Below are 17886 nucleotides of genomic sequence, written 5' to 3'. Positions count from 1 at the left end.
AATAGGTGCCATCCATAAACAGAAATATATGTTTTGCATGAACGTTATTCCTTTCAGTTATACCTTATAGTATAATAGGGAAAATTACATATTATCGTTTAAAAGGGGTGCCACTAATGGATGTAAGGCAGATAAACTATTTTGCAGAAGTTGCCAAACAATTAAACTTTACCAAGGCGGCCCAGGCGCTTCATATTTCCCAGCCGTCATTAAGCAAAACCATAAAAAACCTTGAGACCGAACTCGGTGCTTCACTTTTTTATAGAGGAGCCAATCAATTGGATCTAACCGACGCTGGTAAAGCGTTTTTAATCAATGCAAAATATGTCCTCGATGCGTTTGAAAATTTAACCTCTGAACTGAATGATGTCATTGACTTAAAAAAAGGTGAAATTAAAATTGGAATTCCCCCTATTATAGGTGCCGCATTCTTTTCAAAATTAATCAGCAAATACAAAGAAACATACCCTTCGATTAATTTACTATTGACTGAAGTAGGCAGCAATAAAATTAAGAACGGTGTTGCTGAAGGTGAACTTGACATTGGTTTAATCTGTAATCGCCCTGTCCAAAAAGAAAACTTTGAAACAATTAAACTATTAAAGGATCCGTTAATGCTAATCGTGCAAAAAGACAATCCGTTAGCCTCCAAAAAAGCAATCGACTTTTCCCATATTGAAAAAGAACCCTTTGTCCTGTACAGACATGACTTTTCCCTGCATGATCGGATTATAGAGGCATGTGAACATAATGGTTTTTACCCAAATATCGTCTGTGAAAGCTCGCAGAAAGACTTTATGATTGAAATGGTCGAAGCTAAATTGGGTATTGCCCTATTGCCGAGCAAAATTTGCAGTCAGATTACGAACGAAAATATTGTAGCCATCCCTTTTAACAAGCCCATGGTCAATCTGGAATTAGGCATGATCTGGAAAAAGAATCGATACCTCCCATACGCAGTACGTGAATTCATCACCATCGCGGGACAAGGGGACAGGTCCGTTGTCCCAGGACAGAGGGACTGACCCCCTGCCCCCCCTTTACACCACCTCTAAGTAAATAGTCACGCCTAAAAAAACTAATCACCAGTATAAAAGCACGAACTTTCAGATATTTACTTGAAGGCACACCATTTAAAATTTATAATAAAATCGAAAAGTTTTTTAATTAATTTAACTAACTAATAAAGGAGGGTGAAAATGTAACCGCTTAACTATAGCGTTCGACAGATTTCAAATACGTTTGAGAGGAGAAAATGAATGGTAAAAAAATTAGTTCGTATTGTTACGTTAGTAGGACTAATCTATTTAAGCTCTCACATCATGACCATTTCTGCAGAAGAAAACGAAGACTATCCAGAATGGAACAATAACCCAGAAACCTTTGAGGTAAATCGAGAGCCTGCACATGCTTCCATCATGCACTACAAATCTATTAAATCTGCACTAAAAGACAATCAAACCAAATCAAAATTTTATAAAACACTCAATGGAAAATGGCGTTTTCATTGGTCTAAGAACCCTAACGAAAGACCGAAAGATTTTTATAAGGACGATTATGATGTAACAGATTGGGACAAAATTCAAGTTCCTTCAAGCTGGCAATTGGAAGGATATGACTATCCGATTTATACAAATATTACGTATCCATGGACAGGCTATGAGACCCCTGAGCCACCAAAAGCACCAACGATTTATAATCCTGTCGGTTCCTATAAAAAGAAATTCACCGTGCCTGGTAACTGGGATGGGGATCCGGTTTATGTTTCGTTTCAAGGTGTAGAGTCAGCCTTTTACCTATGGGTCAATGGGGAAAAAGTTGGCTACAGTGAAGATAGCTTTACACCTGCCGAATTCGATATATCGGAATACATTAATCGTAATGGAACAAATACAATTTCTGTCGAGGTTTACCGCTGGTCGGATGGAAGCTGGATGGAAGACCAAGACATGGTTCGTTTAAGTGGTATTTTTAGAGATGTTTATCTTTATTCCACGCCAAACGTGCACATGCGTGATCTCACAGTACAAACGGATCTTGACGAATCATTTAAGGATGCTGAATTAAATGTCAGTGTTGACTTATCACGATACGATGATATAGAAGTAAACGATCAAACCGTTGAAATGTATTTGTACGATAGCAAAAACAAAAAGGTCTTAGACAAGCCTCTTAAAACCGATGTAGATTTTAACGATAAAACAAAGCTGACTATTAAGAAAGATCAACTCATTAAAAACCCGAAAAAATGGTCTGCTGAACACCCAAATTTATATACACTTGTTGTAGCACTAAAAGATCAAAATGGTAAAATCACAGAAACGACAAGTACCAAGGTCGGATTCAGAGAATTTGCTATTGAAGATGGGCAAATGAAAATAAATGGTAAACCAATCACATTTAAAGGTGTTAACCGCCATGAAATGGATCCGGTAGACGGCCGAACTGTTTCAAGGGAACGCATGATTCAAGACATAAAACTAATGAAAAAGCACAACGTTAACGCGGTTCGTACGTCACATTACCCAAATCAAACTGAGTGGTATGATTTAGCTGATGAATATGGGCTGTATATTATCGATGAAGCAAATCTTGAATCCCATGGTATCAGAGGTCAGCTTCCAAAAAGCGATCCACAATGGCTTCCAGCGTCACTTGATCGTATGGAAAGCATGGTAGAACGGGATAAGAATCATCCTTCAATATTGATCTGGTCACTAGGAAATGAAGCTGGAACTGGTACGACCTTTAAACATATGGCTGAATTAGCACGTGACCTGGATCCAACCAGAATCATTCACTATGAGGGTGATAATCGCTGGACTGACGTGGAAAGTGTCATGTATCCGTCCGTTTCAAGTGTAGAATCATATGGAAAATCAGGAAATGAAAAACCTTTTATTATGTGTGAATATGCTCATGCGATGGGAAACAGCGTCGGTAACCTATACCAATATTGGGATGTTATCGATAAATATGATAACTTGCAAGGTGGATTTATTTGGGACTGGGTGAATCAAACCTTACTTGAACCTATCCCTGGTAATGAAAAAGAATTTTACTTTGCATATGGAGGGGATTGGGGAGACAATCCAAACGACGGTAACTTCATGGCAAACGGTCTTGTTTCCGCAGATCGTACCGTGCAACCAGAGTTAAAGGAAGTTAAAAAAGTTTATCAAAATATCGAAACAAAATCAGTAGATGTAAAAAATGGTGTTATCGAATTGAAGAATGAATTCCTTTTTACAAACCTAAATGAATTTGACGCGCATTGGGAATTAAAAAAGGACGGTAGCGTTATTCAAGAAGGAAAAATCGCTGCATTAGATGTCGAGCCATTATCAACAGAGGAAATAACGTTACCAATGGAAAAACCAACTTTAGAAGCAGGTGCAGAATACTTTTTAAATGTTAGCTTTACGTTGAAAGAAGACACGAACTGGGCTTCTAAAGGTCATGAAATTGCTGCTGAACAATTAGCAGTCCCATTTGATGTTCCAGAGGTACAACCAGAAGAAATCTCCACAATGCCTGAAATAAACATGGAGAATGGTGACACTGACATTACTATTAATGGAACCGACTTTAAGCTGAACTTTGATAAAGACCAAGGAACTATCTCTTCCTTCACTTACAAGAAAACAGAGTTAATCAAGACTGGACCTGAACCTGACTATTGGAGAGCTCCAAATGATAACGACAAAGGTAATGGCATGCCTTCTCGTACGGAAACATGGAAGGATGCAGGTAAAAACCGAACTGTCACAGATGTTGCGGTGACAAAATACGGTAAAAATGCCGTTCGGATAAATGTCACCGGTACATTGCCAAATGAATCAGAGTACCAAACAGCATATATTATATATGGAACAGGTGAAGTTGTCGTAAAAAGTACGTTAGATGCAGCAAACGGTTTATCGGAAATTCCAGCTGTAGGAATGGAGTTAACACTTCCAGCTGAATTTGAACAAATGGATTGGTATGGCCGCGGACCTGAGAGCAATTACTGGGATCGCAAAACTGGCTATCCAGTAGGCGTTTACAGCAGTACTGTCGATGACCAATTCTTCCCATATGTGGAACCACAAGAAACCGGAAACAAAACCGATGTACGTTGGGTAACGTTTACCAATAAACAAGGAATCGGTTTAATGGCTACCGGTTTACCATTACTCGAGGTAAATGCGCTTCACTATACGGAAGAAGATTTAGAATCATCCGCGCATCCATATGAACTGGAAAAACAAGAAGATATATTTGTCAACCTGAATTACCATCAGATGGGACTTGGCGGTGATAATAGCTGGGGAGCAAGACCACATTCGGAATTTACATTAAGTTCGGATAAAACTTATGCATACAGCTATCGCTTGCGTCCAATTTCGAAAAAAGATTCTCCAATGGAACTAAGTAAGCGTGTTGTTACAGATGATTTAATTAAAAACATTAAAATTGACGGCGAATCTTTAGCAAGCTTTAATACAGAAGTAAACACGTATACGATTAATTATCTAAAGGGTACGATTGATGAGGTACCCGAAGTAGAAGTAACACCGATTAGTGACAATGTTACGATTGATATAATACCTGCTGAAGAGCTTCCAGGTAAAACTGTAATTGAGGTCACATCAGATGATGGTTTACTATCTGCTAAATATGAAATAAACTTTGCGATTGTAGATGAGCTTTATTTAAGTGATACCGATTGGGAAAGCGCCACAGTCGGTTGGAGAACAATCCAAATGGACAGATCAATTGAAGGAAACCCATTACGGTTATGGAATGGTTCCGAAGAAATTACCTATGATAAAGGCATCGGAACTCATGCCAACTCCGAAATTGTCTATGATTTAGAAGGAAAAGGCTATACACGCTTTCAGTCTTTAGTAGGAGTTGACCAGGAAATTGGCGGCGGATCTATTGCCTTTGAGGTTTGGTTAGACGGCGAACGTGTTTACGAGAGTGGTGTTATGTATAATGATACCCCTGCTAAGCAAGTCGACTTAGATATAACCGGGAAAAAGAAGCTAAAATTAGTTGTTACAGACGCTGGTAATGGTAACGCGGAAGACCATGGTGACTGGGCTAACGCAAAATTCACAGCTGAATGACCAAAAAACTCCGATCCCATTAGGATCGGAGTTTTTTGGTATGGATGGGACATGGGGTCAGTCCCTTTGTCCCAGGACGAGGGGGCTGCCCCCTGTCCAGTTCACCACTAAATCAATTTGTGTAAAGCTCCTTTACCTCATCTGAACTGAGTGCTTCTTTAAAGATTCGAACTTCATCAATCAAACCTTTTGTCTGAAGTCCATCAGGTCCCCAAGGTGCCCCACCAATAATCAGTGGGGTATCATTTGCTGCGATAGGATTCATTCCTGCGGCAACACTGGCCACCTCTTCACCATTGATGTAGCCCGTGACCTGTCCGTTTTGTTTCCAGGTCAATGCTAAATGTGTCCATTCGTTAGAAGCGATCGTGCCATTATTAAAGCTAAATCTGCTTCCACTATCATCCCACATTTCAGGATAAAGACCGCCATCTACACCAAGAACATACCCATCTCCTATAGAGGTCTTACCAATGATCTTCTGATCTGAACCAGCATCCTCAAGATTAACCCATAATCCAATTGTAAATTCATCTCCACCATTCAACAGTTCAGTAGAAGGAATTTCAATCCAGCCACCATTTAATTGAATGGCATTTCCTACTTTTCCTTCGACAAATGAAACATCGCCATGAATTTTTCCATCATGTCCATATGGTGATGCATCCACTACACTATCTTCAAAATTAAGTGACAGAACCGGTCCATCATGAAGCGCTTTTAATGTTCCAGTTAATTCATTGATTTTGACTTGATGGATGCCTAATGGAACATTACTTACCTCAAAAGTAACATCCTTAGTTTCGCCAGGTTCCATCGTAATTGATTTAGTTTCTATTAGTTCCCCGTCAAAAGAAAAGTCAATTTGCTTATCACCAGCTAGCAAACCAATATTTGCAACATGAACCGAAATTGTAGCATTTTCTCCCGGTTCAACAGTTGGCGAACTTAGCTTGGATACTTCAAAGATTGGCACTTGTTCTACCTCATCTTTGTATTTCCATTTCCCCTTCCCTGGTTTACCATCTGGGTTTAATCTGGTAACAGAAGTGATTAATGCGTTGACGTCTGCACTTAGCACTTCTTTCGCATTTTTTGAGATGTCTCCAGATTTCTTATTTATGAATTTCAACAGATCATTGAGTTTCTTCGCTGCCTGTTTAAAATGATCTTTTTCGAACTGATCTTCTGCCTGTCTAAGCTTCGTATCAATTTGCTTGACTAGTGGTCCTTTAATATCACCAGCGTCACGATAGCCTTCATACTGGTCTCTCACTTGTTCAAATTTCTCTTTTGTATTTCCAAACCCTAGAAATTCAATTTCTGCAAATGAAGTAGAACCTTCTTCTCCACCATTCGTTACTTGAACACGGTAGTAAGTATATTCACCTGGGTTTTGAATCATAAAGGCTTTGGAAAATTCACGCCATTTAAAGGAAATATCCGTTTTTTCGTCAAGTATTGTCCATTTTTTACCATCGTTAGATCCTAATAATGTCCAGCTTTTCGGATCTGCCTGGTCATTGTCACCTGAAGTGATGGTGTACATTAACGCCCTCTTACCACCATCGTTAAATTGATATTGTATCCACGGTTTATCACTTTCCAAGGTCAATTTTGTTTCCGAGTTGTTATCAAAAAGACGATTCGCAACTCCCTGATCACTATGATAAACCTTACCATCAGCATCATTGGTTAAATCTTTTAATGGATCAGGCAGTAAGGAGGAACCATTTGTTGAACTATCTGTCATAGATTTCGGTAATGCATCTTCACCAGTACCCCAATCAGATGGCTCTGAACCCATGTCAAATTCAAGTGTTGCCCCTTCAGCTAGCAAGTCATGCGGTAGTGTTGTTTTATTATAAGACTTGCCATTCACCTTTAAGCCTTGTACATATTTGTTCTTTTTGCTTACATTTGGTGCTTTTATTACAAGATCCTTACCATTTTCTAAATGGATCGTCATTTTTTCAAAATAAGGTGCACCGATGGCATATTCCGGGCGTCCCATTTGTAACGGATAAAACCCTGCTGAACTGAAAATATACCATGCAGACATTTCACCGTTATCTTCATCACCTGGGTATCCCTGACCAATTTCACTTCCTAAATAAAGACGGGATAGCACCTCACTAACTTTTTCCTGTGTTTTCCACGGCTTGCCAGCATAATTGTACATATATGCGATATGGTGAGCTGGCTGATTGCTGTGTCCATACATTCCCATTCGGACATCCCTAGCCTCGCGTATTTCATGGATGATACCACCATAATGCCCCGGATGTTGAGCAGTTTCTGGAGTTGTAAAAAATTCATCGAGTTTATTCGCTAGTTCATCTCGTCCTCCATAAAGGTTGGCTAAACCTTGTCCATCTTGTGGCACATGAAACGCCATATTCCATGCATTTGTTTCAGTGTAGTCGCCACCCCACTCTCGAGGATCAAAATCCTCAGAAGTAGCTCCCCATTTTCCTGCAGCATTTTTACCCATAAAGAATTCGGTATTTGGGTTAAACATATTTACATAATTTTGGGCGCGTGACCAATAGTAATTATAATCTGCTTTATATTGGTCGTATTTCGGGTTATCTTTCCCTTTCTTTTCCATGAGCTCCTTTGCCATGTTGGCAATCGCAAAATCATTGATATAGCCATCCATCGCCCAAGACATACCTTCTCCTGTTGAATTACTTGTATAACCATTAAAGATAGACGTAGCTAATCCTTTGCGGCCAACACTTTGATCTTCACTTGCAACAGCGGCATTTTTTATCGCTGATTCATAATAAGCTTCAACATCAAAGTTAGTTACGCCTTTCTGATAGGCATCACCAAACGCCACATCTGAGCTAGTACCAACCATTAAATTTGCATATCCTGGTGAGGACCATCTCGAAATCCAACCGCCATCTTTGTACTGTTGGACGAATCCATCGATCATTTCCCCTGCTTTTGTTGGTGTCAACAATGTGTATGCTGGCCACGTTGTTCGGTACGTATCCCAAAAACCATTGTTAACGTATGGCTTTCCTTCAACAATCTTTGCTCCTGTTTCCGTAGCGGTATTCTCGCCTACTTCCTCAGAAAATGGGCTGGCATATTGATAAACAGGATCATCTTTTGTACCCGTATTTTCATAGGCTAGGTTTGGATACAAAAATAGACGGTACATGTTCGAATATAATGTTACGAGCTCATCATTCGATGCCCCTTCTACTTCAATAATACGCAGCTTTTTATTCCAAAGGTCTTTCGCTTGTTCCTTTAAGTCTTCAAAGCTAGCATCAGGCGTAATATCCTGTTCCAAGTTCTTCTTGGCTTGTTCAACACTAAGTAGCGATGTTGCAATTTTCATTGTAACCGTTTTATCACTGCCAGATGTATCAAATTGCAAATAGCCTGTGACATTATCTCTTCCTTCTCCGGTTAATTTGCCACTATCTTTTACAGGCTTATCAACTGTCGCATAAATAAACATTCTTGTTGCTCCTGTTGAAAGACCACTTTTAACATCTGTATAACCAGTAATTGTCTGGTTATCCGGGGATAAGGTTAAGCCACCATTATTGTTTACATTGTCAAAAATAAGGTTTGACGTATCATCTGTAAATCTGAAGGTAAACATTGCTGCTCGATTCGTGGGCGTCATTTCTGTTTGAATACCATTTTCAAATGTCACACTATAATAATGCGGTTTTGCTATTTCATTTTCATGCTTAAACGGAAGTGCTCTTTTCTTTCGATCAGCACTTAGGTTATCACCACTAGACGGCATAACCTGGAATGTCTGACGATCCCCCATCCAAGGGCTTGTTTCATGACTTAAAGAAAATGCCTCTAGTTCTGGAAGGTTATTCTCGTTATTGGATTGCTGATAACTATAAAGCCAGCTTGTTGAACCAGCATCCGTAGCCGGAGTCCAAAAATTAAATCCATGTGGAACAGCTACTGCAGGAAAATTGTTTCCACGTGAAAATGTTCCATTTGAATTTGTTCCTCGTAAAATGTTTACATAATCAACTGGGCTTGCGTAGGTCGCCTGGTCCGGATTACCCTCGATTTTAATATCGTCAATACTTCCTTTAAAGACGCCCGGTCCTTCTGGATTCTTGTAGGCGACTAGTATTCTATCAATTGTTTTACCCTCAGCTAGTTCGCCAATTTTTGCACGTTTATAGTTCCATTGATTCGGATAAAGTGTCTCTGATTCCCCTTGTTTTTGCGGGTTTAACACAATACCATGCTGATCTTTGACACCTAGATCACTTAAATAGGTTCCATCAGTAAATGCTAGATCAATCGACACATACGTGCTGGAATAATCCGTCTGCTCCTGATCAACGAACTGTGGATGGATATAATAGGATAGCTGCGCTTCCGGTGTAACCTCAATGTTCACATCAAAAATCTTATTATACGCATATGCCTCCCCGTCGACTTCATGTCTGCCCTCATAAGTTAACGCTTTTTCACCTGTCCAACCAACTCTCGTTTTAGCAGTATAACTACTTGTTGGACCATCACTAACATATGTTTTCATATCTGATGGTGGTGGCGGTGGGACATCAACACCGTTAGATAATGCAACCTCTGCTAATTGGGTAAGCCCCTCACCGGCGTTTTCCGTAATCGTTAACCGGTAATACGTATATGCCTCATCGTTTTCAAATTCAAATACGTTTCTTTGGTATCTCTCTTCAAATACTTGATTTGTTCTTGTATCTAACTCCACCCAATTTTCCTTGTCATTAGATCCCGAAAATGTCCAATTTTTCGGATCCCTTCCCGGTGCATCGTTCGCCGATGTTAGTGCATATTTGACTAATTTCTCTGGCTCGGCAAATGAAAATTCAATCCATGCACTCGATTCAAATGCCAGCCATTTTGACTGTGTACTTCGATCAATTAAATTAGTTTCCACTTCATTTGGGGGATTGCTGGCACTTGCTGTAACTTCTTCTACTCTATTCGTTATATCCCCTTGAATAGAATCATAAGGAATTTCTCCAATCACACCTGAGGTCATTTTTTTCCCTTCACTATCTACTTCTGATGTATTTTCCCAAGTTGGCTGAAGGTCGTTTGCTTCAAACGATGAATGGAAGTTCTCTGTTGCAGCCGCTTTCGTTACAAGCTTTTTCACAGGTGAGATTGGTAGTAACGAGACGAATAAAAGCAAACAAAGCATACTAGATATTTTTGGTATAAACGTTTTCCTCACTACTTATCCTCCTCATAGATTAATAGATTCGAATTAATTTATTGAAAAACTCCCTCCCTCCGCATGCTATTCCTTCATCACTTTCACCCTATTACTAATTTACTACCAGTATACTTCACCTTTTTGTAACCGCTTTCAAAAAAGAATGGACATTTTTAAGAATTTCTAGACTATTATAAGAAAACACCCCCAACCAAACTAGTACAACATTCCTATAAGCGGGACAAGGGGTCAGGTCCATTGTCCCCGTCCAGTGGTGGGACAGGGGGACTGACCCCTTGTCCCACTACGCCCACCATAAAAAAGCGGGACAGAGGGTCTGACCCTCTGTCCCACACTTCAAACTATCCTTTTACAGATCCTGCTAACAATCCTCTTACAAAATACTTTCCTAGAAAAATATAGACGAGCAATGTCGGTAGTGCTGCTATTAGGGCACCTGCCATTTGCACGTTCCACTCGACAATTTGACTACCCGATAAATTCTGCAGGGCTACCATTATCGGCTGGTTGTCGTTTGTCGTTATCGTTACAGCAAACAAAAACTCGTTCCATATATTCGTAAACTGCCAGATTGCTACAACGACAAATCCAGTAATCGACAATGGAATAATGATATGTCTAAATATCCCCAAGAAATTGGCACCGTCTATTTTGGCTGCCTCGATCATTGTATCTGGAATATTTGCGTAGAAGTTCCGGAACATCAATGTTGTAATCGGTAACCCATACACCACATGGACTAGAACCAATCCCGGTATCGTGTTGTACAGATCAATCGTACGCAAAAATTGAATTAGTGGGATTAAAATACTTTGATACGGAATAAACATCCCAAATAAAATAAACGTAAACAATATGTCCGCACCTTTAAATTTCCACTTAGACAATACATACCCATTCATAGCACCAAGTAAAGCAGATAATAGTGTTGCCGGTACAACTAGATAAATACTGTTCATAAAATTTGGGGCTAAATTGGTAAACGCCTCTACATATGAACTAAAGTCTATCGAAGTCGGTAATGCCCACATTTGTTCAAGTGATACCTCATCCAAAGGCTTTAGGCTCGTTACAATAATGACATAAATAGGCATTAAAAAAATGATAGCCAAAACAATCAAAATTAAGTATTTGATGAACTTTCCTATGTTAAATGCTGCCATTAATTATCACCCTTTCTACTATTCCATAAATATGGAACAATAAATACTGCCACTAAAAGTAACATGATAATTGCAATAGCAGCCCCATTCGCATAATAATTTCCTCTAAACGTTGTTTCAAACATATAGACACCAGGTACATCGGTAACAAAGTTCGCACCTGATCCTGTCATCGCATAAATCAAATCAAATATTTTCAACGAAATATGCGCCATAATAATAATGACACTCATAGTAATCGGTAAAAGCATAGGCAGGACAACTTTTCGATAGACTTGAAATTCACTCGCGCCGTCCATCCTAGCCGCTTCTCGTAATTCATCAGGAATTCCTCGTAAACCTGCTAAATACATGGCTAACGAGAATCCTGTCATTTGCCAAACAGCTGCAATAACAACGGCAATAATCGCTACAGGCAAGCCAAATTCAATACTCCCCCATTCAAATCCAGCTAGAATGTTTGTATCCGTATACCATTTTGGTTCAATGCCAAACATACTTAAAAATTGATTAAATCCAGTTGACGGGTTTAGTAACCATTGCCAGACGACACCAGTAACAATAAATGATAATGCCATTGGAAAAAGGAAAATATTACGGAAAATGGATTCACCTTTTAGTTTCTGATCAATTAAAATGGCTAATCCCATTCCTAGAATAATTACAAAACCAATAAATAATATCGTAAAGAACAATGTATTTCGCAAATCCGCTTGGAAACGAAAATCGTTAAACAAATAAATATAGTTCTTTAAACCAGCAAATGAGAAATCTGGTACAAGTGTATTCCAATTACTCAGCGAGACATACCCAGTCCAGCCGATAAAACCGTAAACAAAAACAAGGATTAAAATAATGGACGGTATTAAGAATGCTATCGCAGTCCATTGATCCTTGGTAAACCTCTTTTTACGCTTCGTCTGTGTATTTTCTGCCACGTTAGATCCTCCTAATCCGAGGTTGGTGAAAAAGATAAAGGCTGCCATAGCGGGACAAAGGGTCAGACCCTTTGTCCCAGGACAGCGGTCAGTCCCCGTGTCCCGCTTTAAGGCAGCCTCATATGCTTTTATATACTACATTTCAGGTGCTGCATTTTGTAATGCTTTAATAAAGTTATCGATATCTCTTTGCGTAACAAAGATATTTACTGCTTGGTTAACCTTTGTTAAAAATCCTTCTGATGCTGCAGACCCGTGAGCAAGACTTGGAACTAATCTTGCTCCTTTGAAATCTTCCATTGTTTCTTGACCGTATTTATCGTATTTTGATTTATCCGCATCAACACGTGCTGGAATCGATCCTTTTAATGGATTAAATGCATCCTGACCTTCCACAGAGCCAAGAACCTTTAAAAATTCCTTCACATCATCTGGATTTTCAATACCTTTAGGTAAGCCAAATGTATCCGTAATTACAACAAATTCTCCATCCGTAGAAGGGAATTCAAAGTAACCAAAATCTTTGTTTGTTTCTAAATTCAAATCATTGGAGAAATAACCTTTAGCCCAGTCACCCATATTAATCATAGCAGCTTCACCATCTGCAACTAATTGTGCAGAATCCTGCCAGTTACGAGAAGCATGGTCATCATTAATATAATCTAGCATTTTGCTGAACTTCTCAGCCGCTTCTTTTACGCGTGCATCATCAAAGCCAATTTCACCTTCGAAAAGTTTCTTGTAATCATCAGGTCCCAAAACCCCTAAAAGAACATTTTCGAAAATTTGTGTTGCCGTCCATGCTTCTTTATCACCTAATGCTAACGGTTTTATACCGGCAGCCTGTAACTTATCTGCTGCAGTAAAAAACTCGTCAAACGTTTTAGGTACTTCAATTCCATTTTCTTCAAATACCTTCATATTATAAAACATGACATTACCACGATGAATATCTACTGGAACAGAATAAATTTCTCCATCTTTACTTACTAGATCAATTAACTCTTCTGGAAATTTATCCATCCATCCGTTTTCTTCATAAAAATCGTTTAACGGCTCCATTTTACCTGCTGCTACCCATCCTTCATTCAACTCGTCACCACCATGAACCTGGAACGTTGATGGTGGATCGTCCCCTTGCATTCTTGTTGCAAGTACAGCTTTTGCGTTTGTTCCGGCTCCACCGGCTACAGCTGCATTTTCAATTTTGATATCTGGATGCTTTTTCTCAAATAAATCAATTAATGCAAGTAATCCATCTTCTTCACCTGCACCAGTCCACCAGCTAAAAATTTCTACCTTTTTATCTGCACTTTCACCATCACCGCTATCCGAATCACCGCCATCGCCAGATGAATCCGAACTACACGCTGCTAGCACAAGAGCTAGTACGAAGAGTAATAAAAATCCATATAATTTCTTCAACCTAATTCCCCCTTTATTTGATAACGCTTACAACAACTATTATAGAAAACTTTTACCGTCTTCGGGTAATCAATTTCTGTACATTTTTACTATTATCTTCATTTTTTTAAGATTTGCTGTTGAAAGCGCTTCGGTGATACTAAGAACTGTTTTTTAAAAACTCTACTGAAATAATTCGGATCCTTATACCCAATCATATAACTGATTTCCTTTAATGAATAATTATTTCCTTCAATTAACTCCTTAGCCCTTTGCAAGCGAACCTTCGTCACATAATCAATAAAGGTCGTTCCAAACTCCTGCTTAAACATATTGGAAAAGTAATTGGGACTCAGATTGACATGTGCTGCTGTTTCCTCTAATGTTATAGCTTGTTGAAAGTTTTCCCGCACATATTTTTTAGCCTTTTCGATATATTGCTTAGACTGATAGTAATCTTGTATTTGTAAACAACATATCGTAATAAATTTCTCCCAATCTTTCGTTGTCGTTAATTCAGATAGTGTGCTTTCCACTATAGCAATATCACGCTCAATCATGACTTGTTTAATGTGAAGATATAAGTCATCCATTGTATTTTGGTCGAAATTATCCTGATTTTCATTAAATAATCTTATCGCCTCATTGTCATCACCTTTCACAACCGCTTCCAGCAACCACTCCAAAGCACCCTTAGAATTCAACTGCTTATCTTTTTCCAAAACAAATCCATAATTTCTATTATTCTCTTTTTCTAGCTGATAGCATGCATGAAGTGCTTCCTGGTATGATCTTGGTAGATCGTCGACTGATGAAGATGGTAGACCTGCACCTACAAAACTATCCTGCCCTAGTTCAAGCTGTACTTTTCTAGACACCTGTAATATTTCAACTTTATCTATCTTTGTAGAAGAAAATACGCAAATGGTATAGTTATTCCCACTGTAGTTTACGATAAATGGCGAATCAATCGATTGATCAAATACACGCTCAATCGTATTCCTGGAAATTTCTTTGCCCGCTTGTATAACAAGAAAATACCCACTTTTCATTTTGGCAAAAAATTGCTTTTGAATAGCAATAACATCCTCGTCGACTGGATATTTCATTAATTTTGTAATTAGATGTTCCTTGATTAGCTGATTGGATTGGAATTTTTCAGCTCGCTGCTTTTTCTCTACTACTATTTCTTTTTGCACACGCATAATAGCTTTTACGATTTCTTCCTTTTTACCAGGTTTGAGTATATATTCCTTGATTCCAAATTTCATGGCCTGCTTCGCATAATCAAAAGAATCGTATGCTGAAACAAGAATAAATTTAGTAGCCGGATTTATCCGAATAATTTCCTCAATTGCTTCTAAACCGTTTATCCCAGGCATTTTTATATCCATAAAAATAATATCAGGTTCATGAGCTCCAGCTAATTCAATTGCTTTTCTCCCGTTTGGTGCTTCACCAACTACGGTGATCTCCGTAAAATTATCCTCGATGAACTTTTTCATCGCTTTTCTTTCCAAAAGTTCATCCTCAGCAATCAATACACGCATTAGCCTGTCCTCCTTTTAGGCAGTAGCAACCTTATTGTTGTTCCTTTATTTTGTTCCGAGTCAATTTCAACTACATGGGACAGCTGGTAAAATAATTGAAGCCGCCGGATCACGTTTGTCAAGCCAATACTTGTAGAATGACCGACGTGTACATCTTGTTGTTTTCCTAGAGACATTAATTGATCGATCTTGCCTTGATCCATTCCAGCACCATCATCACTAATTTCCACGATCACTTGATCAGTCTTCTGAAAAATATGAAGGGAGATCGTACCACCATCTTCTTTTTCTTCAATGCCATGAATAAATGCATTCTCTACTAATGGTTGAAGCGTTAGTCGAGGTATTTCCAAGTCCAAACAACTTTCATCAACGTGTAGTTCAAATTGTATCCTTTCCGAGAATCTTGTTTTTTGCAAATGGAAATAATCTTTAACCACTTTCACCTCATCGTTCAGGATAACATGGTGATCAATTTCACCAAGATTATGCCGGAGAATTGTCGCAACCGAATCGATTAATGCTGAAGTGGATTTGGCATCTTCCAAATACGCCATTTTTGACAATGTATTCAATGTATTGAATAAGAAATGGGGATTGATCTGACTCTGTAAATGCTTTAATTCCATTTCCTTGAGAAGTCGATCCAATTCAGACTGGTCCTTAATCTCTTCTACTAATTCATGAATATTCGAACGCATGCTGTTAAATGTATCCCCAAGCAGCTTCAGTTCATCCTTAGACCGAATCGTAACCGGTTCCCCTAATAAATCACCACTTGATACTTCCTTTGCAGCCTGCGATAATTTATTCAACGGCTTCGTAACACCACTTGAGAACCAAATCGCAAAAAATATAGCAAGCATGATCGTTGTAATAAACAAGAAAATAATAAAATATAAAAATGACTGGTTCCGTACTTGCAAATCCTGATAAAACGATTGATAGGCAGTCAACTCAAGATTAATTAATTCCAATGTTGCTTCCTGGATATACCCTGATGCGTTACGCGCTTCCTCTAAATGATAGGTGTATTGTTCAATATCATCCTTGATAACAAAACCAGCCGTTAATTCACTCTCCTGAATAAACGTCTCAATCAAATTGATATAGTTCTTCATTTCAATTGGATCAATGTCATAAAAAGAAGATGCCAATTTTTCCTTTTCCTGCTGCAGCAATTCCTTTACAACATAGTAGCTGTGATGATCAGATTCGTATTCTGTGACAAACTTCTCGGTTTCGGTATAGAGTGTTTCTGACTTTTGCGAAATAGAATTTAATAACAAGAATCGTTGAAAACTATTATTATAAGTACGCATTAATTCATTTGAACTGACAAAAATAGACACAGCCGTCACCTGAAACAAAATGACAAACACAAAAAAGTAGACTAATAGCTTTCCCCTAATCGTCTTCATTTTCGTTCACCAAAGCGCTTTGTTGTTGTTAAATCATGTTTATCGATTATTTCAGTTTCCGTGAATTGTTGTTCCTTTAAATACGCTTGTGTTTGCAGATCAATCATTACGTTTACCGATCGATACCCCATTTCTTTCGGATATTGCGCAATTGTTACATCAATTTTACCTTGCTTTATTAGATTCAACGTTTCTGGCAAAATATCAAATCCTACAATATACATGTCTTTATTTGGCGCTATTTCCTGAAGTCCATTAACGATACCAACACCATCAAGTGCACTTGTTCCAAATACTGCTGTAACTTGAGGATACTGTCTTAACAATGAATAAGTGGCTTGCGAAGCACCAATCTCTGTAATGTTGGATTCCTTTATGTCTACAATATGAATTCTGTCGACTGTAGCAACCGCATCCTTAAACCCATCAATCCGCTCCTGCTGATTAATGGCGTCGAAACGGCCAGTTACAATACCAACATATTGTTCACCGCTCGTATTATTTATAATTGCTTGGCCGGCGAGTTTCCCAGCATAATAGTTATTCGTTCCCACATATACCTTCCGCTCACTATTTTTCACATCGGTATCAGTTGTAATAATCGGTATTCCCCGTTCAATTCCTTTATGTACTAAATTGATGAAACGTTCTCCTTCAATACCTTGAATAATAATGCCATCCACTTTTGCAGAAATCATTCTGTCGAGTAGTTTCAGCATTTTTCCGTTATCCGCTTTTTCAGGAGCTACATACTCTAGATAAATATCCTTTTCGTCCGCAGCCTTCTTTGCCCCTTGCTCAACCAATCGCCAATAGTCATTATCCGTTTCCTCCGCAATAAGCGCAAAATGGTATGCATAATCATTCGCTTCCACATCATCCGTTTCGATATAGAAAGTTTTGTATCCATAAATCAACATACCAACAAAACTAATCACAAAAATCACACCACTACACGTATAAAAAAATAATTTAGAATTAGGCCACACTCATATCACCTGCTTTTGTGGGACAGGGGGTCAGGGACAGGGGGTCAGGTCCCTTGTCCCAGCAAGGAAACTGAGACCCC

General features: G+C 38.7%; 9 protein-coding genes. 2 read left to right on the top strand and 7 right to left on the bottom strand.

Annotation, left to right across the window (positions count from 1 at the left end; translation table 11 throughout):
• Nucleotides 1-116 precede the first annotated feature (116 nt).
• Together CS937_RS17125 and lacZ are read left to right on the top strand one after the other, a co-directional pair.
• Entirely contained in the window at nucleotides 117-1025 is a 909-nt protein-coding gene (locus CS937_RS17125; RefSeq protein ID WP_099159686.1) for a LysR family transcriptional regulator, read from the top strand.
• A 234-nt stretch (nucleotides 1026-1259) separates the two neighbouring features.
• A complete protein-coding gene (gene lacZ / locus CS937_RS17120; protein ID WP_099159685.1) occupies nucleotides 1260-5114 on the top strand; it encodes a beta-galactosidase, LacZ type in 3855 nt (1284 codons plus the stop codon).
• Nucleotides 5115-5226: 112 nt separating this feature from the next.
• On the opposite strand, the gene CS937_RS17115 is transcribed toward lacZ, so the two are convergent.
• From CS937_RS17115 to CS937_RS17085, 7 genes are all read right to left on the bottom strand, one after another.
• Complete coding sequence (locus CS937_RS17115; protein WP_099159684.1) at nucleotides 5227-10338, bottom strand: GH92 family glycosyl hydrolase; 5112 nt, start codon at nucleotides 10336-10338, stop codon at nucleotides 5227-5229.
• 344 nt (nucleotides 10339-10682) lie between these two features.
• A complete protein-coding gene (locus tag CS937_RS17110; RefSeq protein ID WP_425445486.1) occupies nucleotides 10683-11435 on the bottom strand; it encodes a carbohydrate ABC transporter permease in 753 nt (250 codons plus the stop codon).
• 68 nt (nucleotides 11436-11503) lie between these two features.
• A complete protein-coding gene (locus tag CS937_RS17105; protein ID WP_099159682.1) occupies nucleotides 11504-12442 on the bottom strand; it encodes a carbohydrate ABC transporter permease in 939 nt (312 codons plus the stop codon).
• A 135-nt stretch (nucleotides 12443-12577) separates the two neighbouring features.
• On the bottom strand, nucleotides 12578-13867 hold the full coding sequence (locus CS937_RS17100) for an ABC transporter substrate-binding protein (protein ID WP_425445476.1): 1290 nt from the start codon (nucleotides 13865-13867) through the stop codon (nucleotides 12578-12580).
• A gap of 98 nt (nucleotides 13868-13965) precedes the next feature.
• On the bottom strand, nucleotides 13966-15396 hold the full coding sequence (locus tag CS937_RS17095) for a response regulator (RefSeq protein ID WP_099159680.1): 1431 nt from the start codon (nucleotides 15394-15396) through the stop codon (nucleotides 13966-13968).
• Complete coding sequence (locus tag CS937_RS17090) at nucleotides 15396-16817, bottom strand: sensor histidine kinase (protein ID WP_099159679.1); 1422 nt, start codon at nucleotides 16815-16817, stop codon at nucleotides 15396-15398. Before CS937_RS17090 ends, CS937_RS17095 begins: the two co-directional genes overlap by 1 nt.
• The gene (locus CS937_RS17085; RefSeq protein WP_245835781.1) at nucleotides 16814-17755 is read right to left on the bottom strand and encodes a sugar-binding protein; all 942 of its coding nucleotides are present in this window, start codon (nucleotides 17753-17755) and stop codon (nucleotides 16814-16816) included. Before CS937_RS17085 ends, CS937_RS17090 begins: the two co-directional genes overlap by 4 nt.
• Nucleotides 17756-17886 lie beyond the last annotated feature (131 nt).

Origin of the sequence: Virgibacillus ndiopensis (assembly GCF_900187325.1) — a bacterium.
Classification (GTDB): domain Bacteria; phylum Bacillota; class Bacilli; order Bacillales; family Amphibacillaceae; genus Virgibacillus_E; species Virgibacillus_E ndiopensis.
Note: the sequence above shows the minus strand (reverse complement) of the source record. Positions and strands in the feature narration are given on the sequence as shown.